The sequence below is a fragment of the Mesorhizobium sp. J18 genome (assembly GCF_007829525.1).
Classification (GTDB): Bacteria; Pseudomonadota; Alphaproteobacteria; order Rhizobiales; family Rhizobiaceae; genus VLJP01.
In genome coordinates this window covers 1-21053 of sequence record NZ_VLJP01000017.1, presented here as the reverse complement: position 1 = coordinate 21053, position 21053 = coordinate 1, and the positions used below count along the sequence as shown (strand labels likewise).

The following is a 21053-nucleotide window of genomic DNA, read 5'->3' as shown; positions in this document are numbered from 1 at the left end:
GGCAGCATGGCCCTTCCTGACAAGAGGCTGTCAGGAAGGGCATCGTGAGGAGAGATCCTTTGGGGTCAGAAAATCGACCAGCCTGGCTGCCCCCGGAGAAAGATCCCGCCATGGCTCCTCGACAAGGAGGCGAGCCAGGGCCGCCGTCGGGAATTTGTGCCGCATCCTCTTCATCAGCTTCTTGTCGGAGCCGGTTCCGGCAAGGCGCGCGGCAAACTCCTCCAGGGCCGGATTATGCCCCACCAGAAGGGCGCGCGCGGCCGACTCCGGAGCTTCCCTGACAAGCTGGAGGAGATCATCGGCCAAATCCGTGTAGATCTGCGGATGGAACACCGCCTCCGGAACACCGGAAAGTTCTGCCGAGACCAGTTCCCAGGTCTGCCGCGTGCGCAATGCCGGCGAAACCATTACATGATCCGGCAGCCATCCGCGCCTTGCGATTTCCCGCGCCATGAATGGCGCCGCGCGCCTGCCCCTCTCCGCAAGATGACGATCGAAATCGTCGAGCTGCGGATCGTCCCAGCTCGACTTCGCATGGCGAAGGAGAAGCAGCTCTTTCATCGTCGCTCCATACCGGCAAACCTGGAACTCTCTATGGCTGGAGCCTGCTTTCGGCAACAGGCAGCTGGAACAGCAGCCGCAGCCTGCTGTCGGACATGGCTTCCACCTTGCCCGAAATGTGTTTTTGTGGCATATCTATAGCCGTTCGGGTGTTACTGACCCGGAGAACTGGAAGCGTTTTTTGGACGACCCTTTTCCCGATTTACGTGAACTCGACCGCTGCGAAACTGTGCATGTCGCACAGACGCATTCTCTCGAAGGGAAAAGGAGTTTCCCATGTCCCAGACCGGCACTGTAAAATTCTTCAATTCGTCCAAGGGCTTTGGCTTCATCACGCCGGATGACGGCGCGAAGGACGTCTTCGTTCACATCTCTGCTGTCGAGCGTTCCGGCATGCATACGCTCGTCGACGGCCAGAAGGTTTCCTTCGACGTCGAGCCCGACCGCATGGGCAAGGGTCCGAAGGCAGTCAACCTCGCGGCCGCATAATCAGACGATCCGGACCAAACCGGCCATTCGAGGCGTGGCGTCGCATCGCCACGCCTTTTTCATTGAATTCATTCCGCTCCAGGCACGGCCTTCAGGAAAGTTTCACTTGCCGAAAGCCGCAAAATAAAGGAACAATTCCGCGTTCGGGCATTTGCCGGCCCGGAGACTGGAATAGCATGCCCCAGGATCAAGAACCGACAAAGGCACCTGGGAGGCTCGCGAAACGATGGGAATGCGACAAGGCCCCTGTGCGAAGCTGACTGTTTCTTCTCCCCCAGTAAAGGACCGAGACTCATGAGGGCCAAGCCCTCGACGCAACGATGGGAGAAAAAGGAGTTCTTCCCATGCCTCAGACGGGAACCGTAAAATTCTTCAATCATGCCAAGGGCTTCGGCTTCATCACGCCGGATGACGGGCAGAAGGACGTTTTCGTTCATATCTCCGCCGTCCAGGCTTCCGGACTGCCGGGTCTCGAGGATGGGCAGAAGGTGACCTTCGATACCGAACCCGACAAGCGCGGAAAGGGCCCGAAAGCGGTGAATCTTTCCATCGGCTGAAGTTTCCCGCCGCATATTGGCTTCCATTCGACGCCCTCGCCTCTGCGAGGGCGTTTTTGATTGGGCGCGTTGCGATCCCGGAAAAGTCGGGGCCGTTCGTTCAGCCTGCGTTCAGGAAAACCGACCTAAATCTTGCCTCCATGGCATGCTGGATTGCCTTCCATTCCAGTGGCTTATTGGAGATGAACAATGAACCGCTTCTTCAAGTCAGTCGTTTTGAGCGCGGCGGTCGCCGCGACGGCGCTTACCGCCATTCCGGCCAATGCCGGCGATCATTGGCGCCATCGACATCACCATCATGGCGGCGACGCGCTTGCCGCCGGGGCGATCGGGCTTGCAGTCGGCGCCATTGCCGGTGCTGCGCTCTCGCAGTCCCGCCCTGCCCCGGTCTATGTCGACAGGTATTACCCGCCTGCGCCGCCGGCCCGTTATCACTACCGACCGGCCCCTGATGTGGTCTATGTGCGCGAGACGCCCGAGCCCTGGACGCGGAGCTGGTATCGCGAATGCTCGATACGGTACCGGAGTTTCGATCCAGGCACCGGCACCTATCTCGGCTATGACGGCCGTGAGCATTTCTGCACGCTGAACTGAGCCGAAATCGCGCCCGTGCAAGTTTCAGACGAGGAACGGATTTGTCCGCCGTTCCTCGCCGAAACGTCCGCCGGGACCATGCCCGCACAGGAAGCCAATGTCGTCGCCGAGCGGCAGCAGCTTTTCCTTTATCGACCGTATGAGGGCAGCGTGATCGCCGCCCGGCAAATCGGTCCGCCCGATCGAGCCGTGGAAGAGCACATCGCCCACATGGGCGAATTTGGCGGCTGGATTGTAATAGACCACATGGCCCGGTGCATGGCCCGGGCAGTGCAGCACCTGAAAACTATGCTCCCCGAAGGAAACGGTTTCGCCTTCGGTCAGGAAACGGTCCGGCGTGCAATCACGCACCGGGTCCGTCAGCCGGTACATGCGCGCCTGGCTGGCCAAATTCAAAAGCATCTCCCGGTCGTCCTCATGCGGGCCGAGAATGTCGACGCCAAGGGCATCCTTGAGGTCCATCACCCCGCCGGCGTGATCGATATGGCCATGGGTCAGCCAGATCGCCTGGATGGCGATGCCGTTCTTCTCGATCGCAGCGCGGATGCGATCGACCTCGCCGCCCGGGTCGATGACGACGCCAACCTTCTCGTCCTTGTCGAACAGGATGGTGCAGTTCTGCTGGAACGGCGTTACCGGAATGACGCCCGCTCGCATTTCACCCATCGCGATCTCCCTTATTGACTTGCGATGGTTTTAGAACCGGTGGTGCATGCAGGTCCATTGGCGCAGGCAAGAAAAAAACGGGCGGCTGGCGCCGCCCGTCGAGAAACAGGGGCGAAAATCAGGCTTTCTTGGTGGCGCCCATGACAGCGCCGATAATAGCCGTGAGCACGCCGCCACCGGCAAGGCCGCCAATGGCATCTCCGAGCAGTCCGCCCAGTGCGCCGCCGTCTCCGGCCATTCCGGCAAGTGCCGCGCCGCCGCCGACGCCGCCGATAACGCCACCGATGATCCGCGCGACGTGACCGGTCGCCGCCTTCTGTATGGCCGCACCAACGGCTTCGCCGCCAATGATACCGGCAATGGCCTGGACGATGATTGGGAGAAGCGCTTCCATCTCATTCCCTCCTATGGACGCCGGCTCTGCAAGCCGACGCAAGGATCATCGCCTGATTCTTCTAGGAGTCAAATGCAACGATGCTAATTGACGGAGGAATTACTTCCGGCCTCAAGGCCGGAAGTCTCTCGACTTGCAGTATGACGCGTCGACCGAAGAAGGAATCTATTCGGCAGCGACGCGATGCTTGGGTTGAACCTCGCTCATGTAGTCATTCATGAGCAGACGGGTGATTTCACCCACCTGGAAGGTGTAAGGGCCGATTTCCGAGACAGGCGTGACTTCCGCCGCGGTACCCGAAAGGAAGCACTGCTCGAAGCCCTCCATTTCCTCGGGCATGATGGCCCGTTCGACGACCTCGATGCCGCGCCTGCGGGCAAGGTCGATGACGGTGCGGCGCGTGATGCCGTCGAGGAAGCAGTCGGGCTCCGGCGTATGGAGCTTGCCGTCCCTGACGAAGAAGATATTGGCCCCGGTGGCTTCCGCGACGCGGCCGCGCCAGTCGAGCATCAAGGCATCCGCATATCCTTTGGCCTCGGCGGCATGCTTGGAAAGCGTGCAGATCATGTAGAGCCCGGCCGCCTTGGACTTCGAGGGAGCCGTACGCGGATCCGGACGGCGATATTCGGCGATATCGAGACGGATGCCCTTCAGCCTCTGCTCGGGGTCGAAATAGCTCGGCCACTGCCAGATGGCGATGGCGCAATTGATACGGTTGTTCTGTGCCGAAACACCCATCATCTCGCTGCCGCGCCAGGCGATCGGACGCACATAGGCGTCCGCGAAGCCCTGCTTCTTGAGCAGCATGCGGCAGGCATTATTGATCTCTTCCGCCGAATAGGGGATGCGGAAACCGAGTATTCTCGCCGATTCCAGCAACCGTTCGCTATGCTCATTGAGCTTGAAAATCTCGCCGCCATAGGCGCGCTCGCCCTCGAATACGGCGCTGGCATAGTGAAGGCCGTGCGTAAGTACGTGAATCTTCGCATCCGCCCACTTTACGAATTCACCGTTGAACCAGATGAAGCCGTCGAGCTGATCGAAGGGAACCGATGCCATGTTTCTCTCCCACGGACGTGATGTCCGAGTTATGGTTGAAATCGCGCGTCCTTGAGGGCGTCACGAGCTGGAACAGCGTAAGCCGAAGCACAGGCGTTTTGAAGGAAATTCCGAAAAAATCGGCTCCGCAATGCCTTTTCGTTCGCAATCCGCCGAAAAGCTTGCCAAAAATTATCAATGCTTGAAATTTATGTCAATATGGCTGACATAAATTCGAAAACTCCGGGGAAATGATGAACCAGACGACGATGGGCAAACCGGTCAAGGAGGCGTTGACGAATGATGATGGCGTGGATTTCGCCCTCATCGAACTCTTCTTCTTCGCCTATCGCGACTTCACCTCCGATCCGGATGCCATACTGACGGAATACGGGTTCGGGCGCGCTCACCATCGTGTGCTGCACTTCGTCAACCGTCGGCCCGGACTGACCGTGGCGGAACTGCTGGACGTTCTGCGCATCACGAAGCAGAGTCTCGCCCGCGTCCTGAAGCAGCTCATAGATACCGGGCATGTCATCCAGGTCCAGGGGCCTCGCGACCGGCGCCAGCGCGAACTCTACCCGACGAACAAGGGGCGCGCGCTGGCTATGGCTTTGGCCGTGCCACAGTCCCGCCGTATCCGTGCGGCACTGCGGGAAGCTCAACCAGCGGATCGTGCTATGATCGAACGATTCTTGAAAGCCATGGTAAATCCGGAATTGCGGACCCAGGTGGATAAACTGCCAAGCCGTGCAGAAGCGCCGGCCGGTGAGGGGAAGGAAAATGATCGAGGCTGACATCACCGAAAGCCGGGAGGCTCCGCTTGACGACGCGCCACATCTGCTGGTCGTCGATGACGATACCCGCATCCGAACGCTGCTGAAGCGTTTCCTCAGCGAAAGCGGCTTCCGCATCACCGTGGCCGGCACGGCAGCGGAGGCGCGGCGGAAGCTGGCCGGCCTCGATTTCGATCTTATCATCCTTGATGTGATGATGCCCGGCGAGAATGGCGTCGACCTGACCAAGGCGCTGCGCGCCGAAAAGGATGTTCCGATCCTCATGTTGACGGCGCTTTCGGAGACCGACAGCCGCGTGGCGGGCCTGGAGGCCGGTGCCGACGACTATCTCCCGAAGCCTTTCGATCCGCGCGAGCTGATCCTCCGGGTCAACAATATCCTGCGCCGCGGGGGACCGCAGACAATGCCGAAGGTCGAGCAGATCGTCTTCGGCCCCTATACGTTCCAGATCTCACGGCGCGAATTGAAGCGGGGCGGGGAGATGCTCAAGCTCACCGACCGCGAACAGGAGATCATGGCGATTTTCGCCGAACGTGCCGGCGAGACGATTCCACGCCATGAGCTTGTCGGAGGCGACTCCGAGGTGGGCGAACGCACCATAGACGTGCAGATCAACCGTCTGCGCCGCAAGATCGAGCGCGATCCGTCCAATCCCATCTGGCTGCAGACCGTGCGCGGCGTCGGTTACCGGCTGAGCGTGGAATAGGGTCCGGTTTGGCCCGACAGTTCCGGTCGATCGCTTGCCGCCGGGAAGCGGCGACAAAACCGGTTTCACCTTTGCCGATCGCGTCTTAGATTGCCTGACAGAAACGGCCTGACAGAGTGGGCTTTGGGGCCGCGGCACCGGTCCGAACAGGAAAGCGGATGGCGAATTCCGAGATATCGGAGGAAAGGGAAACGTCGCAGGCCCCATCTTCATCGGGCATCGTGCCGGCGCTGCGCGAGGGTTGGAGACAATTCTGGCGCATCGTTTCGCGCTACATGCCGAAGCGGCTCTATGCGCGCTCGCTCATCATCGTGATCGCGCCGATGATCCTGTTGCAGTCGGTCATCGCCTTCGTCTTCATGGAACGTCACTGGCAGATGGTGACGCAGCGCCTGAGCCAGGCTGTCACCCGCGATATAGCGGCGATCATCGACATGATCGAAACCTATCCGCAGGAGGAGGAGATTGCGCAGGTGATCCGCATCGCGCAGGAGCGGCTGGCGCTGAAGATCGACCTTATGCCGCCCGATCCCCTACCCGCGCCTGCGCCGAAGCCCTTCTTCTCGATCCTCGACCAGACCCTGAGCGAGGAGATCACCCGCCAGATCAACCGTCCCTTCTGGATCGACACGGTCGGCAACTCGAACATCGTGGAGATCCGTATCCAGCTTGAAAACAGCGTGCTGCGTGTCTTCGCGCGCCGCAGCCAGGCCTATGCCTCGAACACGCACATCTTCCTGCTGTGGATGGTCGGCACGTCGCTGGTCCTGCTGACGATCGCGATCGCTTTCCTGCGCAACCAGATCAGGCCCATCCTGCAGCTTGCCGAAGCTGCGGAAAGCTTCGGCAAGGGCCGCCCGATGCCGAGCGACTTCCGGCCGCGAGGCGCCGAGGAAGTGCGGCGCGCCGGCCTTGCCTTCATTCAGATGCGCGAACGCATCGAAAAGCAGATCGAGCAACGAACGGCAATGCTGACCGGTGTCAGCCACGATCTGCGTACGATCCTTACCCGCTTCAAGCTGCAACTGGCGCTGGCCAGCCCCAAGGCGGATATCGAGGCGCTGGACCAGGATGTCGAAGACATGCGCCTGATGCTCGAAGGCTACCTTTCCTTCGCGCGCGGGGAAGTGATGGAAGATCCTGGCAGTTTCGATCTCGCCGCCTATTTCGAGAAGCTCACGGAAGAGGCGCGGCTCAGGAAACGCAAGTTGAGGACATCACTGTCCGGGAGCTCGAAAGCCTATGTTCGGCCCAACGCCTTCAACAGGCTTCTGGACAATATCATCGGCAATGCATTCCGCTATGCGAAGAACGTGCATGTGGATGCCCGGTACTCGATGGGGTCCCTGGTCATCACGGTCGATGACGACGGTCCCGGCATTCCGCCCGAAAAGCGTGAGCACGTCTTCAAGCCTTTCGTCCGGCTCGACGACGCACGCAATCAGGACAAGAGCGGGACGGGCCTCGGCCTATCGATCGCGCGGGACATTGCCCGCAGCCATGGCGGCGACATCATGCTGGAGGATAGCCCCTTGGGCGGTTTGCGGGCGGTGATCCGCGTCCCCGCCTGAAGTTCAGGATTTTCCCTTCTTCTTCGCGCCGGATTTCTTGCCGAGCACATTGCCGGCAAGGGAAGCCACTCCCGAAGCTGCCACGACGACCCCGCCCACCACGCCTTCCACGACCTTGGTGGCAACGGAAGAATCGGACTTGCGCGCTCGTGATTTGGAGGTAGCGGCCGAGGACACAGCCACGGCCTTGGGCACTGTCTTGGACTTGGTAGCCTTGCTTGCGGCCGTGGCCGATGATGAGCTGGTGGTTTTCGCTGCAGCTTTCTTCTGCACTGCAGCACGACCGGCACTTGTAGCCTTGGCAGCAGATGACTTGCCGTTAGTGGCCTTCGATGCCTCGCCTTTGGCAGTGGCTTTGCTTCGCGCGGCAGCGGATTTGGCCGCCGGTTTCTTTGCCGCCCTCTTTCCCGTCTTGGTCGATTTCGCTCCAGTCGCCATAGCAGGACCCTCCACGACTATTTGCCGACGCAAAAAGAACGAAACAGCGCGAAAATCGTTCCGGGAGGGCTCCGTGGACTACAGTCTCTTAGAAAAGCTTTCCTCCGTCAGGCACCTTTCTTTCGACCGCTGCCAGAACCACATCCCCCTCCGAATCCGGGAATCCGAGGGTGAGGACTTCGGACATGAATTTGCCGATCTGGCGCGGTGGGAAATTGACGACGGCCATGACCTGCCGGCCGACCAGCGTTTCGGGCGAATAATATTTGGTGATCTGTGCGGAAGACTTCTTCACGCCGATGGACGGCCCGAAGTCGATCTTCAGCTTGATTGCCGGCTTGCGGGCCTCGGGATAAGGCTCCGCCTCCACGATGGTGCCGACGCGGATGTCGACCTTTTCGAAATCCGCATAGCTGATTTCAGGCCTCGGTTCTGCTGCGCCGCTCATGCCGTCCCGTAAGTCTCGAAAAGAACGCTGTTCAGTGCATCTCGGGCCGAAGAGCCCGACCAGAGGACGAACTGGAAGGCCTGGAAATAGCATTCGCATGCTTCCAGGGCGCTGTTGAGCAGCACTTCCACCTGCTGGTTCGTCGGTTCGACGCCGCCCGAAAGAAGCAGCGCCTGGCGGAACATGATTGCTCCTTCCTGCTCCCATAAATCGAAGTGGCCGAACAGCATCTGTTCGTTGATGAGAGAAAGAAGGCGCATGACCTCCAGGGCCCGGCTTTCGGGGACCTTCAGGTCGAAAGCGCAGGCGACATGCAGCGCCTCGAATTCCTCCATCCAGGAGAAAGAGACGTGGTAGTCGGTCCATGTGCCGGCGACGGAAATGGCGATCTCGTCGTCTCCGGTCCGTTCGAAGCTCCAGTCGTGCGTATGTGCGACGTGCTCGATGACATCTACCGGATGGGCATCGCGTGCAATGTCGAGTTCAAGAAGGCTCATCAATCTGCTTTCCATTCCTGAAGCGCTGCCATGCGCTTGCCTGTAGGCATACGCGACTATTCGGTCAGATACGCTGCTGGCGAGAGCATGAAGTGACACGTCCCCCAGCCGGGCCCACCACTACCCGGCGCATGACCCGTTTCGAATCATGCAACAAATTCAGTGTATTGATGACGAGTCGCGTGACCAGCCCCTTTTTCGCATTTGCAGAACTGGCATGTGGATAGAGGCTGCGAAAAAGATTCAGCGGGAACGCATAAGCGATTCTCGGCAAAGCGTTTTTCAAGCTCGAATCAGATGACGTGTCTCTGCAATTATTTTTTTGTTCGCGACCTGGAAACCGGCTTTTCGACGGCTTCGGCTTCCCCGGCGGCCGTCTTGGCCAGTTGCGCCTCGAGCGCCTCGAGACGGGCAGCAAGCCTCAGGTTCTCTTCCCGCGCCTTGATCACCATGTCACGCATGGCGTCGAATTCCTCACGCTGGACCACGTCCATGGAATTCAGGATCCGCTCGGCCTGGCTGCGGAATGCGGTCTCCACTTCCCGCCGCACGCCTTGCGCCGCACCGGCCGCATCGGTCATGAGCTTGGCGAATTCATCGAGAATCCGATTGGGTCCGTGTCCGTTCGTCATTGCCTGTGCCTCGCTTTGGTCCCAGGGTCGGGACCTAATCGACGTAGTGCCGGGGGGCGGCGAATGCAAGGCGGAACTTGTTATATGCCTGCCTTGACCCCGGCGGCGCGCTTGCGCATATCTCGCCCATCCGATTGCCGCGCCGGGAGGTCCCGTTGACAGAATATCTTCTCGTGCCGCTCGCCGCCCTGCCTTTCCCGAATATAGATCCCGTCCTCATCCGCATCGGCCCGATCGCCATCCACTGGTACGGCATCGGCTATGTCGTCGGCATCCTGTTCGGCTGGTGGTATGGCAGGCGCCTCGTCTCCAATCCGAAACTGTGGGCTCACCAGACGCCGCCCATGAAGCCGGAGGACCTGGACGATTTTGTACTGTGGGCGGCAATCGGCATCGTGCTCGGCGGCCGGATCGGCTATGTGCTTTTCTACGATCTGTCTCGCTACCTGCAGAATCCGCTCGATATGTTCGCGGTCTGGGAAGGCGGCATGTCCTTTCATGGCGGCCTCCTCGGCACCACCCTGGCAATGCTGCTTTTCGCCCGCTCACGCGGCATAAATCCGTTCAGCCTGCTCGATGTCGTTGCGGCCGGGGCGCCGGTCGGGCTCGGCCTCGTGCGGGTGGCAAACTTCATCAATTCCGAGATATGGGGCCGCCCGACCGACATGCCCTGGGGCGTAGTCTTTCCGAATGGCGGCCCGGAGCCGCGCCMTCCSAGCCAGCTCTATGAAGCCGCGCTGGAAGGCCTCCTCCTGTTCTGCATCCTGCGCCTGATGACCCACGGCTTCCTGCGCCTGAAGAAACCGCGCTTCGTCGGCGGCGTCTTCATTCTCGTCTACGGCTTGTCGCGCATATTCGTCGAGTTCTTCCGAATGCCGGACCCGCAGCTCGGCTATCTTCTCGGCGGCTGGCTGACCATGGGCATGATCCTGTCGCTGCCGATGGTGCTGATCGGACTTTGGGCGATCGCCACGGCACGGGCGCCGGAAACCGCACCCGCAAGGCCATGACCGCTCTCAAGACGAAGATCTCGCGCCTGATCGAGGCTTCAGGGCCGATCGGCGTGGCCGACTACATGATGCTCTGCCTGTTCGATCCCGAGCATGGCTATTACACCACGCGGGAACCCTTCGGAGCCGAAGGGGACTTCACCACCGCGCCGGAGATCAGCCAGATGTTCGGCGAGCTGGTCGCAATATGGCTCTATTCCGCATGGAAGGCCTGCGGCGGTCCCCTGCCCGCTACCCTGGCCGAAATCGGACCCGGACGCGGCACGCTGATGAAGGACATGCTGCGGACATTCGCCCGCCTCGATCCGCAATTTGCGGCCGGCATCGGCTTTGCAATAATCGAGGCAAGCCCGCGGCTTGCCGAGTTGCAGAAGCAAACGCTTGCCGGCGTCCCCACACGTCCCGAATGGTTCGGCCATGTCGACCAACTGCCGGACAGGCCGCTCTTCATCGTTGGCAACGAACTTTTCGACGCCCTGCCCGTCCGCCAGTATGTCAAATCCGCTGACGGCTGGCGCGAACGGGTGATCGGACTGCAAGATGACGGCAGCCTCGCCTTCATGGCCGGAGCGGGAAGCGTGGATGCGGCCCTGCTTCCGCCGGATGCGACAAGCGCCTCCGAAGGTTCCGTGGTCGAGCTGGCGCCGGCGCGTTCTGCACTGATGGAGGCGATAGCGGCGCGGCTGGAGCGCGACAGCGGTGCAGGGCTTTTCATCGACTACGGCTATGAGAGGCCGGCGGTCGGCGACACTTTGCAGGCCGTCCGGCGACACGCCTATGACCACGTGCTTGCCCATCCGGGCGAAGCGGATCTGACAGCCCATGTGGATTTCGCGGCACTTGCCGAAGCGGCACGAGCCAACGGCCTCGACGCTCATGTGATGACGCAGGGAGATTTTCTCCTCGCCATGGGTCTTCTCGAACGCGCCGGCCGTCTGGGGGCCAGTCGGGATGCTGCCGAACAGGAACGGATTCGCGGCGAAGTCGACCGGCTGGCCAGTCCCGAGGCCATGGGGACGCTCTTCAAGGCCTTGACGGTCGTACCCAAAGGGGCGGCAATTCCGCCTTCCGTGGCGGATGGGACAGGCGACAAAATGGCCAGGACAGCTCCCGGTGGAACGGTCCGGGCTACGGCCGGGCCACGGATTGACTTGGCGAAGCCGCTGCCCCACCATCCCGCGCTCTCGAAATCGGATAGTCAAGGCCGCTGATGCTGGATCAAACGAGACCGGACCCTCTCCGGTCGCCATTGCTGGAACATGCGGGGGCAAATGCCATCCGGCATGGTTTCTTCACGCGTTCCGGCGGCGTGTCGGAAGGCCTCTACAAGGGTCTGAATGTGGGCCTGGGATCACGCGACGATTCGCAGGCAGTCACTGAAAACCGCCGCCGCGTCGCCTCATGGCTGCGGGTCGAACCGGAAAATCTCGTCACCTTGTATCAGGTGCACTCGCCCGATGTCCTGCATGTGGAAGCACCGTTTGCCGGCGAACGCCCGAAGGCCGACGCCATGGTGACCGCCACGCCGGGAATCGCCCTCGGCGCACTGACGGCCGATTGCGGACCTGTTCTTTTCGCCGACACTGAAGCCGGCGTGATCGGCGCCGCCCATGCAGGCTGGAAAGGCGCCTTGACCGGAGTGCTGGAAAACACCGTGGCAGCCATGGAAAGGCTCGGCAGCAGGCGTGAGCGCATCGTCGCCGTGCTCGGACCGGCGATCAGCGCCGCCAATTACGAGGTAGGCCCGGAATTTGTCGACCGCTTCGTGTCGGCAGATGCCTCCAACGCCCGCTATTTCCGACCGTCAGACCGGGAGGGCCATGCTTTTTTTGATCTGAACGCCTATTCTCTAGACCGACTCGCAGCGGCGGGAGTAAGCACCGGACATATCGACCGCTGCACCTATGCCGATGAAGAACATTTCTATTCCTACCGCCGTGCCACTCATAAGGGCGAGGCCGATTATGGCCGGCAAATATCGGCGATAGTTCTGGAGGAGCGCTGATGGCACTTCATTTCGACCGGGCCGAATTCGATGCTCGGCGCGACCGACTCGTCATCGAGATGGCCGAACGCAAGCTCGACGCCATGCTGCTTTTCGCTCAGGAAAGCATGTATTGGCTGACCGGTTACGACACTTTCGGCTACTGCTTCTTCCAGTGCCTCGTCGTGAAGGCCGACGGTTCGATGGTCCTGCTGACGCGCTCTGCCGATCTGCGCCAGGCGCGGCACACTTCGACCATCGACAACATCATGCTGTGGACCGACCGCCAGAATGCCAATCCGGCAATCGATCTGCGCAACCTGCTCAACGACCTCGACCTGCTCGGCTGCCGGATCGGTGTCGAATATGACACCCACGGCCTGACCGGCCGCAATGCCCGTCTGCTCGACGAGCAATTGCAGACTTTCGGCAAGATCGAGGATGCCTCCGATCTCATCAGCAGACTGCGGCTCCTGAAAAGCCCCGCCGAGATCCAGAAGGTCCGCAAGGCGGCTGCACTTGCCGATGATGCGCTTGATGCCGCCCTTCCCTTGATCAAGCAGGGCGGCGACGAAGCCGATATTCTTGCCGCCATGCAGGGAGCGATCTTCGCTGGCGGCGGCGATTATCCCGCCAACGAATTCATAATCGGCTCTGGCAACGACGCTCTCCTGTGCCGCTACAAGGCAGGGCGCCGCAAGCTCACCAAGAACGATCAGCTCACGCTCGAATGGGCCGGTGTCTTTCATCACTATCATGCCGCCATGATGCGCACGGTCGTGATCGGCAAGGTCTCCAAGCGTCATCAGGAGCTCTTCGAGGCGGCGCGGGACGCCTTGCTGGCGGTGGAGAAAGCCATGACGACCGGCAACACCTTCGGCGACGTGTTCGACGCCCATGCCCGCGTCATGGAAGCTCATGGCCTCACCAAGCATCGGCTGAATGCCTGTGGCTATTCGCTCGGGGCCCGCTTCTCCCCGTCCTGGATGGACGCACCCATGTTCTATTCCGGCAACACGGAACCGATCGCTCCCGACATGACCTTGTTCGCGCATATGATCATCATGGATTCGGAAACCAATACCGCCATGACGCTGGGGCGGACCTATCTGACCACGGATGGCGAGCCGAAACCGCTCTCACGCCATGATATCGACCTGATCACGCGCTGATTTGCCGATGAGGGACGCGGGGAGAAGTTACGAATGGAACGTTCCAGGGCCATTGCAGGCGGGCTGATCATAAGCGTCAGCCTTCTTTCCGGATGCACCAGCAGCCAATCTGCGCTCGATCAGACGGGCAGCGGTTCTGCGCCGTCGGCAAAGACAGGCTATGGCTCATCCGGGATCAATCCGCTGACGGCGGAACAGGACCGGGATATCTCGGCTCTTAGTTCCCAGGCGGCAGCATCCGGCGCTGATCGGACGGCGGCCATTCCCGCCGACATCCGCATCCAGCTCGCCCCGGTGATCGGAGCGCCGGAAAATGCGCTGACACCCCTTTCCAGCCGTCTTGCCGCTCGCGCCAGCGAACGCGGCATTCCGATTTCTCCTTCCGGCGGAACCATGTCGATGAAGGGATATTTCTCCGCCATCTCGGAAGAAGGCGAAACCACCGTGATCTACGTTTGGGACATCGTCGGGCCGGATGGAAAGCGGCTGCACAGGATGCAGGGCAAACGGAAAGAGCCGTCCAGGCGCGGCGAGGGCTGGAGCGCCGTGACTGCTCCGACGATGGAAGCGATTGCCGATCAGACGGTCAACGAGCTCGCCGTCTGGCTTTCCGGGCGATCAGCCTAGGTCCGTTATCCGGGCTTTTGCGATCTTTTTCAGGGATTCCGGAGGGAATTCGGACATCAGATGCTTGCAATACGGGCTGACCCCGCTAAAAGCCCTTCATCCAGATGATGGCGTTCGCCGGGAACAATCCATGAAGCTCTTTGCGGGCAATTCCAACCGGGTGCTGGCCGAGGCCGTTGCCCGCTATCTCAACATTCCCCTCGGAAAGGCCAGCGTCAGGCGCTTCGCCGACGACGAGATATTCGTCGAGATCCAGGAAAATGTGCGCGGCCAGGACGTATTCGTCCTGCAGTCGACCTCCCACCCGGCAAACGATCACCTGATGGAACTGCTCATCATGATCGACGCCTTCCGCCGGTCGTCGGCTCGCCGCATCACGGCTGTGCTCCCCTATTTCGGCTATGCGCGGCAGGATCGGCGCACTTCGGGCCGCACACCGATCTCGGCCAAGCTTGTGGCCAACCTCATCACCCAGGCAGGAGCAGACCGCGTGCTGACGCTTGATCTGCATGCCGGGCAGATCCAGGGCTTCTTCGACATTCCGACTGACAACCTCTACGCCGTGCCCGTCATGGCCCGTGACGTGAAGGCCAAATACAATCTCGAAAATGTCATGGTGGTGTCGCCGGATGTCGGCGGCGTGGTGCGTGCGCGGTCGCTCGCAAAGCGCATCGATGCACCCTTGGCCATCGTCGACAAACGCCGTGACCGACCGGGCGAGTCGGAAGTGATGAACGTGATCGGCGATGTTCACGGCAAGGACTGCCTGCTGATCGATGACATCGTCGATTCCGGCGGCACCCTGTGCAATGCCGCCGAGGCTCTCCTTGCCAACGGCGCCACGAGCGTCACCGCCTATATCACCCATGGCGTACTCTCCGGCGGCGCCGTCGCACGCATTACCGGGTCTAAGCTGAAGGAACTGGTCATTACCGATTCAATCCAGCCGACGCCGGATGTCCAGACCGCGAGAAACATCCGCACGATCACGATCGCCGATCTCATCGGCGAAGCGATTTCCCGCACGGCGGCCGAGGAATCTGTCTCCAGTCTCTTCGACTGACCGACCGGCCGCGGGCCTCAAGGCCCGCCAGCGCGCCGAACAGGAATTGTTCGCTTTTTTCAGGGCATCGATCGCCGCTCCTTGCACTGTCGGAAGGCTTCCGCTATAGACGCCGCGTCCGCGCAGACACCCTTGGAGGCAACGCGGATGAAGGCGGCACCCGCTCCATTGAACCAGACCGGACGTCTCGCACAGGCGAAACAGGCGTTTCCGGCATGGATCGTGCGGCGGAAGACCGCTTTCGACGTTTATGGAACGGAATTCGTACCCGCCTGTAAACGCTCCAAACAACACGCGAAAGGAAAGCCATGAGCCAGGAAACCTACGAGCTCAAGGCCGAGGCGCGCGAACGGGTCGGTAAGGGGTCCGCCCGGGAACTTCGGCGCAACGGCAAGATTCCAGCCGTCATCTACGGCGACAAGCAACCCCCGCTCTCGATCGCGCTCCCTTACAAGGACGTGCATCTGAAGATTCATGCCGGTGGCTTCATGACGACGATCGCCACGATCGATGTCGGCGGCAAGAAGATCCAGGTGCTTCCGAAGGACTATCAGCTCGATCCGGTCCGCGATTTCACGATGCATGTCGATTTCCTGCGTGTCAGCAGGGACACGATCGTGACGGTCAACATCCCGGTCCACTTCCTGAACGAGGAAGCCTCTCCGGGCATCAAGCGCGGTGGCGTCCTGAACATCGTCCGGCACGAGATCGAGTTCACCTGCCCTGCAACGGCGATCCCCGACGCGATCGAGGTCGACCTGACCGGTCTGGATATCGGCGATTCCGTCCATATCTCTGCGGTCAAGCTGCCGGAAGGCGTGACCCCGACCATCACCGATCGCGACTTCACCATCGCCACGGTTGCGGCGCCTGCCGTTCTGCGGTCCGAGGACGAAGAAGCGGCCGAAGCTGCTGTGGAAGCTGAAGAAGAGGAAGCCGAAGAGGCGGAAGAGGGCGAAAGCGAGGAATAATCCTCGCCTTTTCCGGCAGGAACCATGCTGCTCATTGCAGGGCTCGGCAATCCGGGCCGGGAATATGCAAACCACCGACACAATGTCGGCTTCATGGCGGCGGATGCCATTCACCGCCGCCATTCCTTTTCGCCATGGACGAAGAAGTTCAGCGCCCTTGTCTCGGATGGGCGTCTCGGAGGCGAGAAGGTCGTGCTGATCAAGCCGCAAACCTTCATGAACCTTTCAGGTCAGGCTGTTGGCGAGGCGATGCGCTTCTACAAGCTCGCGGCTTCCGATCTGATCGTCTTCTATGACGAACTTGACCTGGCGCCCGGCAAGCTGCGGGTGAAGACCGGCGGTGGCGCGGGCGGCCACAATGGAATCCGCTCCCTAGATGCTCACTGCGGCAAGGAGTACCGGCGGGTGCGCATCGGCATCGGCCATCCCGGCTCGAAGGAGCGGGTAACCGGCCACGTCCTCGGTGATTTCGCCAAGGCCGATCATGAATGGCTCGACCCGTTGCTCGATGCCGTTGCCGACAATATCGCGATGCTGGTCGAAGGCGACGAAAACGGCTTCATGAACAAGGTCAGCCTCGCGGTCCCGCGTGGGCAGGCCGCCAAGGCCGATCCGGCGCCTTCCGGCAAAACCAGAGGTCAGAGCCATATCCACCAGGCGCGGCCGAAAGAGCCGTCCGTCGAGCTTCCGGAAAGCGGGCCGATGGCTGCCATGCTGAGGAAGCTCTTCGGCAACAAGAAGTGATCCCTGAATGGCCGCGACGGACGTGATCTATATGTTCGCCATGTCGCTGGACGGGTTCATTGCCCGCCCCGATGGCGCGATAGACTGGCTGGACGACTATCCGGCCGATGCCGATTTCGATTTCGATGCCTTCATGGCATCGCTCAGCGGTATCGTGATGGGACGCAGCACCTACGACGTCGTTCGCCGGCACGAGGCGTGGCCTTATGCGAAATGGCCTTGCACCGTCGCCACCACGCGTGCGATCGACGACCTGCCGGACAAGACAGAGGCTGTAGCAGGCTCGCCTGCCGCATTGCTCGATAATCTCCGCAGCCGCGGCGCAAACGGACGCACCTGGGTGCTTGGCGGCGGCGATCTCGTGCGCCAGTTCATTGAAGCCGATCTGCTTGACACGGTCGAGGTGGGCACCATTCCTGTGGTCTTGGGGAACGGCATTCTGGCATTCGGCAATCCGCTCGCCGATGTCTGGCTGGATCTCGAATTCGCCAAGCCGCTTGCCAATGGCGCTGTGCATTCACGATATGGCTTGCGCCGGGGGACATCCAAGGCTTGACGATCGTAGATCCTTTCGCCCATAGCCCTGAGCAAATTCTGACTTCTCTGTAGGATAATAACATCATGGGCTTCAAATGCGGCATTGTCGGCCTGCCCAATGTCGGCAAGTCGACCCTCTTCAACGCGCTGACGAAAACCGCGGCGGCGCAGGCGGCCAACTATCCCTTCTGCACCATCGAGCCGAATACCGGCGAGGTCGCCGTACCCGATCCGCGCCTGAAGGCGATCGCCGGGATCGCGGGATCGAAGGAGATCATCCCGACCCGCATCTCTTTCGTCGATATCGCCGGCCTCGTGCGCGGCGCCTCGAAAGGCGAAGGTCTCGGCAACCAGTTCCTCGCCAATATCCGCGAGGTTGATGCCATCGTGCATGTGCTGCGCTGCTTCGAGGATGACGACATCACCCATGTGGAAGGCCGCATCGATCCGGTGGCCGATGCCGAGACGGTCGAAACGGAGCTGATGCTGGCGGACCTGGAAAGCCTGGAACGGCGCATCTTGCAAATACGCAAGCGCGCCACCGGCAAGGACAAGGAAGCCCTGACGGTCCTGCCAATGATGGAGAAGGCGCTGGAGCTTCTCCAGGACGGCAAGCCCGTGCGCATGCTCCTGCCTGGCATTGCTGCGGAAGACCTGCGCATCCTGCAGGGCCTCAACCTGCTGACCTCCAAGCCCGTCCTCTATGTCTGCAACGTCGCCGAAAGCGATGCGGCGGAAGGCAACGAACATACGCAGGCGGTCGAAGCCATGGCTGCGGCGCAAGGCGCCAAAACGGTCGTCATCTCGGCCGCGATCGAAGCCGAGGTCGCGCAGCTTCCCGACGACGAAGCCGCCGAATATCTGGAGGCCATGGGTCTGGAGGAGCCGGGGCTCGATCGCCTGATCCGCGCCGGCTATGAACTGCTGAACCTCATCACTTTCTTCACGGCCGGCCCCAAGGAGACCCGCGCCTGGACCGTGCGGCGCGGCGCCAGGGCACCGCAGGCGGCGGGCGAGATCCATACGGATTTCGAGCGTGGCTTCATCCGCGCTCAGACGATCGCCTATGACGATTTCGTTTCGCTTGGCGGCGAGGTTGCCGCCCGCGAGGCAGGCAAGGCGCGTGACGAGGGCAAGGAATATGTCGTTCAGGATGGCGATGTGATGCTGTTCAAGTTCAACACCTGAACAGGGCCAAGGGGGTTCGCTCGGCTGATCGAGGAGAATGCCGTCATGATCAAGGCTTTCGTGGTGGAGCAGGAGCGCCTGCGGCTTGTGGACGATTTCTCTGCCAATCGCGACAGGGTGGTATGGGCCGATCTCCTGACCCCCTCACGGGACGAAGAAGACCTCGTAGAGGATTGGCTTGGCATCGGCGTGCCCTCCCGCGAGGAGATGGAGGAGATCGAAATCTCCAGCCGCCTCTATGTGGAGGAGGGCGTTTATTTCATGACAGCCACGCTGCCGGCGCACGCGGATGACGACAATCCAGTGATGGCCCCCGTCACCTTCGTTCTTGCGGGCCAGCGGCTGGTGACCATCCGCTATCATGAGCCACGGGCGTTCACGACCTTCCCTCAGCGGGCGGAGAAGGCGGCGACCGGTTGCACGGCCGGCGACACGATTCTGGCCGGCCTCCTCGAAGCTATAGTCGACCGGCTGGCCGATGTGCTGGAGGGTGTCGGCAACGAAGTGGAATCGATCTCCAACAGCATATTCTATGCACGCGAGACGAAGGCTTCGAAACGCGACCGCGACTTCCACAAGCTGCTGAAGGCGATCGGCCGCAAGGAAGGGCTGGTTTCGCATATCCGCAACAGTCTCATGACGCTACAGCGCCTTTCCGGATTTCTCGCCAACGCCACGATCACGCCGAAAAATGCCAAGGACATGCGGGCGCGCGTGAAGACCCTTTCCCGCGACGTGATCTCCCTGAGCGACCACGCGGATTTCCTGTCGCAGAAGATCACTTTCCTGCTCGATGCGACGCTTGGCATGATCAGCATCGAGCAGAACGCCATCATCAAGATATTCTCCGTTGCGGCCGTCGTCTTCCTGCCGCCGACGCTGGTCGCTTCGGTCTATGGCATGAATTTCGACTTCATGCCGGAGCTCAAATGGCTCTACGGATATCCGATGGCCCTTGCCCTGATGGTCGTCTCGGCGATCGGCCCCTTCTGGTTCTTCCGCCATCGCGGCTGGTTGTAGCGGCTTTGCCCATGCACGGGCTTGCGGCCTGTCGCGGAAGCCGCCATTGTGATTGTGCAGCTTTGAACGGATTTGGGAAATGACCGATTTCAAATGGGCCTATGAGGATCTAGAGGAAGGCCGCACCATAGAGTTCGAGCCGAAGATCGTCACGGCGGAGGAAATCATTGAATTCGCCAGCGAATTCGATGCCCAGCCGATGCATCTCGATGAAGAGGCCGGGAAAAACAGCATCCTTGGAGGACTGGCGGCCTCTGGCTGGCACACCTGCGCGATGTTCATGCGCATGATGTGCGATGCCTTTCTTCTCGATTCCACGTCTCAGGGCGCGCCCGGCGTGGAATATGCACGCTGGAAGAAGCCGGTGCTCGCCGGCGACACCTTGTCCGGGCGCTCGACCATAACCGCGCGGCGGCGCTCCAGGTCGCGGCCCGATCTCGGTTTCGTCACCTGCCGGCACGAACTGACCAACCAGCATGGGGAGATTGTGCTGGAACTGGAAAACACCGGCATGTTCCTGTTGCGTGATCCCGGAGCCGCTGCATGAGCCTCGAAGACTACTTCCGCATCGGCGAGACGATCGAACTCGGCTCGCATGTGTTTCATCCGGATGAGATCAAGCGTTTCGCCGCGAAATACGATCCTCAGCGATTCCACATGGATGAGGCGGCGGCCGAGCACAGCGTGTTTGGCAGATTGTGTGCCTCGGGCTGGCACACCTGCGCCATGTGGATGAAATACAATCTCGCCCATCGTGAGGATTACGAGAAACGGCCATGGACCGGAGAAGGACCGCCACCGGAATTCGGCCCCTCTCCCGGCTTCCAGAATCTGAAATGGCTGAAGCCCGTCTATGCAGGCGAAACGATCACCTTCACGCGCAAGGCGGTGAAGCACCGCGCCCTCGCCTCACGGCCGGGCTGGCGCGTGCTGACACTGATTTGCGGCGCCGTCGATTCAAAGGGCGACAAGGTGCTCGAGTTCGAAAGCGCCGTTCTGGTGAAGGCGGAATAAGAGCCGCACGGCTTTACACGGCCATGATCTTGCAGGGATGACTGCAGGAACTTGCAGGGGTGAGGCTGCCGTCTTGCCGAAGCCGCAACGGGCAGGCATGTGCCGCGGTTTACCCTCCCCTCGAGGGGAGGGTCGGCGAGCAACGCTGTGAAGGAAGAACACGCGGGGATAGATTCTTCGCCCTCTCCGCGCCAAGCCRTTGYYKCCMTTCMCCATTCACYRVTCCCCATTCACCATTTCATCCCCGCCTTCCTAACCTGCGCTATCCTTGCCCCATCCCTTTCCGCGGGAAAGCGGGTCGCGACGGCGGTCCCGCGGGAAAGGGACCGGCGCCT

At 61.1% G+C, this 21053-nt stretch carries 27 protein-coding genes; 19 read left to right on the top strand and 8 right to left on the bottom strand.

Annotated features, from left to right (window positions below):
* Window positions 1-30: 30 nt before the first annotated feature.
* The gene (locus L598_RS08640; RefSeq protein WP_144861611.1) at window positions 31-561 is read right to left on the bottom strand and encodes a histidine phosphatase family protein; all 531 of its coding nucleotides are present in this window, start codon (window positions 559-561) and stop codon (window positions 31-33) included.
* Window positions 562-837: 276 nt separating this feature from the next.
* Here L598_RS08640 and L598_RS08635 point away from each other — a divergent pair, with 276 nt between their 5' ends.
* The 3 genes from L598_RS08635 to L598_RS08625 all read left to right on the top strand — a co-directional run bounded on the left by L598_RS08635 (window position 838) and on the right by L598_RS08625 (window position 2201).
* Window positions 838-1050 (top strand): cold-shock protein, encoded by a 213-nt coding sequence (locus L598_RS08635; RefSeq protein ID WP_144861609.1) that lies wholly within the window; start codon window positions 838-840, stop codon window positions 1048-1050.
* A 344-nt stretch (window positions 1051-1394) separates the two neighbouring features.
* On the top strand, window positions 1395-1607 hold the full coding sequence (locus tag L598_RS08630; RefSeq protein ID WP_144861607.1) for a cold-shock protein: 213 nt from the start codon (window positions 1395-1397) through the stop codon (window positions 1605-1607).
* 189 nt (window positions 1608-1796) lie between these two features.
* Window positions 1797-2201 carry a BA14K family protein gene (locus tag L598_RS08625; protein WP_144861605.1) on the top strand — a complete coding sequence of 135 codons (405 nt, stop codon included), beginning with the start codon at window positions 1797-1799 and terminating at the stop codon, window positions 2199-2201.
* Window positions 2202-2225: 24 nt separating this feature from the next.
* Here L598_RS08625 and L598_RS08620 read toward each other — a convergent pair whose 3' ends face one another.
* From L598_RS08620 to L598_RS08610, 3 genes are all read right to left on the bottom strand, one after another.
* A complete protein-coding gene (locus tag L598_RS08620) occupies window positions 2226-2867 on the bottom strand; it encodes an MBL fold metallo-hydrolase (protein WP_144861604.1) in 642 nt (213 codons plus the stop codon).
* Window positions 2868-2985: 118 nt separating this feature from the next.
* Complete coding sequence (locus L598_RS08615; protein ID WP_144861602.1) at window positions 2986-3261, bottom strand: hypothetical protein; 276 nt, start codon at window positions 3259-3261, stop codon at window positions 2986-2988.
* A gap of 165 nt (window positions 3262-3426) precedes the next feature.
* The gene (locus L598_RS08610) at window positions 3427-4320 is read right to left on the bottom strand and encodes a branched-chain amino acid aminotransferase (RefSeq protein WP_144861601.1); all 894 of its coding nucleotides are present in this window, start codon (window positions 4318-4320) and stop codon (window positions 3427-3429) included.
* Window positions 4321-4550: 230 nt separating this feature from the next.
* Between L598_RS08610 and L598_RS08605 the strand changes: the two genes are divergently transcribed.
* The 3 genes from L598_RS08605 to L598_RS08595 all read left to right on the top strand — a co-directional run bounded on the left by L598_RS08605 (window position 4551) and on the right by L598_RS08595 (window position 7373).
* Window positions 4551-5096 carry a MarR family transcriptional regulator gene (locus L598_RS08605; protein ID WP_144861599.1) on the top strand — a complete coding sequence of 182 codons (546 nt, stop codon included), beginning with the start codon at window positions 4551-4553 and terminating at the stop codon, window positions 5094-5096.
* On the top strand, window positions 5083-5802 hold the full coding sequence (locus L598_RS08600; RefSeq protein ID WP_144861597.1) for a response regulator transcription factor: 720 nt from the start codon (window positions 5083-5085) through the stop codon (window positions 5800-5802). The genes L598_RS08605 and L598_RS08600 overlap by 14 nt, the downstream gene beginning before the upstream one ends.
* A gap of 275 nt (window positions 5803-6077) precedes the next feature.
* On the top strand, window positions 6078-7373 hold the full coding sequence (locus L598_RS08595) for an ATP-binding protein (RefSeq protein ID WP_246658686.1): 1296 nt from the start codon (window positions 6078-6080) through the stop codon (window positions 7371-7373).
* Between the two features lie 3 nt (window positions 7374-7376).
* Here the strand turns inward: L598_RS08595 and L598_RS08590 are convergent, their stop codons facing one another.
* From L598_RS08590 to L598_RS08575, 4 genes are all read right to left on the bottom strand, one after another.
* A complete protein-coding gene (locus tag L598_RS08590; RefSeq protein WP_144861593.1) occupies window positions 7377-7811 on the bottom strand; it encodes a hypothetical protein in 435 nt (144 codons plus the stop codon).
* 88 nt (window positions 7812-7899) lie between these two features.
* Window positions 7900-8259 (bottom strand): tRNA-binding protein, encoded by a 360-nt coding sequence (locus tag L598_RS08585; protein ID WP_144861591.1) that lies wholly within the window; start codon window positions 8257-8259, stop codon window positions 7900-7902.
* Window positions 8256-8756, bottom strand: coding sequence for a YbjN domain-containing protein (locus L598_RS08580; RefSeq protein WP_144861589.1), 501 nt, complete (start codon window positions 8754-8756; stop codon window positions 8256-8258). The genes L598_RS08585 and L598_RS08580 overlap by 4 nt, the downstream gene beginning before the upstream one ends.
* Before the next feature lie 314 nt (window positions 8757-9070).
* Window positions 9071-9388 carry an accessory factor UbiK family protein gene (locus tag L598_RS08575; protein WP_144861587.1) on the bottom strand — a complete coding sequence of 106 codons (318 nt, stop codon included), beginning with the start codon at window positions 9386-9388 and terminating at the stop codon, window positions 9071-9073.
* 155 nt (window positions 9389-9543) lie between these two features.
* On the opposite strand from L598_RS08575, the gene lgt reads away from it, so the two are divergent.
* The 13 genes from lgt (at window position 9544) to L598_RS08510 (ending at window position 20718) form a co-directional block, all read left to right on the top strand.
* Window positions 9544-10398, top strand: coding sequence for a prolipoprotein diacylglyceryl transferase (gene lgt / locus L598_RS08570; protein WP_144861586.1), 855 nt, complete (start codon window positions 9544-9546; stop codon window positions 10396-10398).
* Window positions 10395-11609, top strand: a complete 1215-nt coding sequence (locus L598_RS08565; protein WP_144861584.1) for a class I SAM-dependent methyltransferase — start codon at window positions 10395-10397, stop codon at window positions 11607-11609. Before lgt ends, L598_RS08565 begins: the two co-directional genes overlap by 4 nt.
* Window positions 11609-12403, top strand: a complete 795-nt coding sequence (gene pgeF, locus L598_RS08560) for a peptidoglycan editing factor PgeF (protein WP_144861582.1) — start codon at window positions 11609-11611, stop codon at window positions 12401-12403. Before L598_RS08565 ends, pgeF begins: the two co-directional genes overlap by 1 nt.
* Window positions 12403-13554: a Xaa-Pro peptidase family protein gene (locus L598_RS08555; RefSeq protein WP_144861580.1), complete on the top strand. Its 1152-nt coding sequence runs from the start codon at window positions 12403-12405 to the stop codon at window positions 13552-13554. Before pgeF ends, L598_RS08555 begins: the two co-directional genes overlap by 1 nt.
* Before the next feature lie 33 nt (window positions 13555-13587).
* Window positions 13588-14181 (top strand): hypothetical protein, encoded by a 594-nt coding sequence (locus L598_RS08550; RefSeq protein ID WP_144861578.1) that lies wholly within the window; start codon window positions 13588-13590, stop codon window positions 14179-14181.
* A 130-nt stretch (window positions 14182-14311) separates the two neighbouring features.
* On the top strand, window positions 14312-15244 hold the full coding sequence (locus L598_RS08545) for a ribose-phosphate pyrophosphokinase (RefSeq protein WP_144861576.1): 933 nt from the start codon (window positions 14312-14314) through the stop codon (window positions 15242-15244).
* Between the two features lie 308 nt (window positions 15245-15552).
* On the top strand, window positions 15553-16215 hold the full coding sequence (locus L598_RS08540) for a 50S ribosomal protein L25/general stress protein Ctc (RefSeq protein ID WP_144861574.1): 663 nt from the start codon (window positions 15553-15555) through the stop codon (window positions 16213-16215).
* Between the two features lie 24 nt (window positions 16216-16239).
* Window positions 16240-16959 carry an aminoacyl-tRNA hydrolase gene (pth, locus tag L598_RS08535; RefSeq protein ID WP_144861572.1) on the top strand — a complete coding sequence of 240 codons (720 nt, stop codon included), beginning with the start codon at window positions 16240-16242 and terminating at the stop codon, window positions 16957-16959.
* 7 nt (window positions 16960-16966) lie between these two features.
* Window positions 16967-17515 (top strand): dihydrofolate reductase family protein, encoded by a 549-nt coding sequence (locus L598_RS08530; RefSeq protein ID WP_144861570.1) that lies wholly within the window; start codon window positions 16967-16969, stop codon window positions 17513-17515.
* 65 nt (window positions 17516-17580) lie between these two features.
* Window positions 17581-18684, top strand: coding sequence for a redox-regulated ATPase YchF (gene ychF / locus L598_RS08525; RefSeq protein WP_144861568.1), 1104 nt, complete (start codon window positions 17581-17583; stop codon window positions 18682-18684).
* A 45-nt stretch (window positions 18685-18729) separates the two neighbouring features.
* Complete coding sequence (corA, locus tag L598_RS08520; RefSeq protein WP_144861566.1) at window positions 18730-19704, top strand: magnesium/cobalt transporter CorA; 975 nt, start codon at window positions 18730-18732, stop codon at window positions 19702-19704.
* Window positions 19705-19783: 79 nt separating this feature from the next.
* Window positions 19784-20251: a MaoC family dehydratase gene (locus tag L598_RS08515; RefSeq protein WP_144861564.1), complete on the top strand. Its 468-nt coding sequence runs from the start codon at window positions 19784-19786 to the stop codon at window positions 20249-20251.
* Window positions 20248-20718: a MaoC family dehydratase gene (locus L598_RS08510; protein ID WP_144861562.1), complete on the top strand. Its 471-nt coding sequence runs from the start codon at window positions 20248-20250 to the stop codon at window positions 20716-20718. Before L598_RS08515 ends, L598_RS08510 begins: the two co-directional genes overlap by 4 nt.
* Window positions 20719-21053 lie beyond the last annotated feature (335 nt).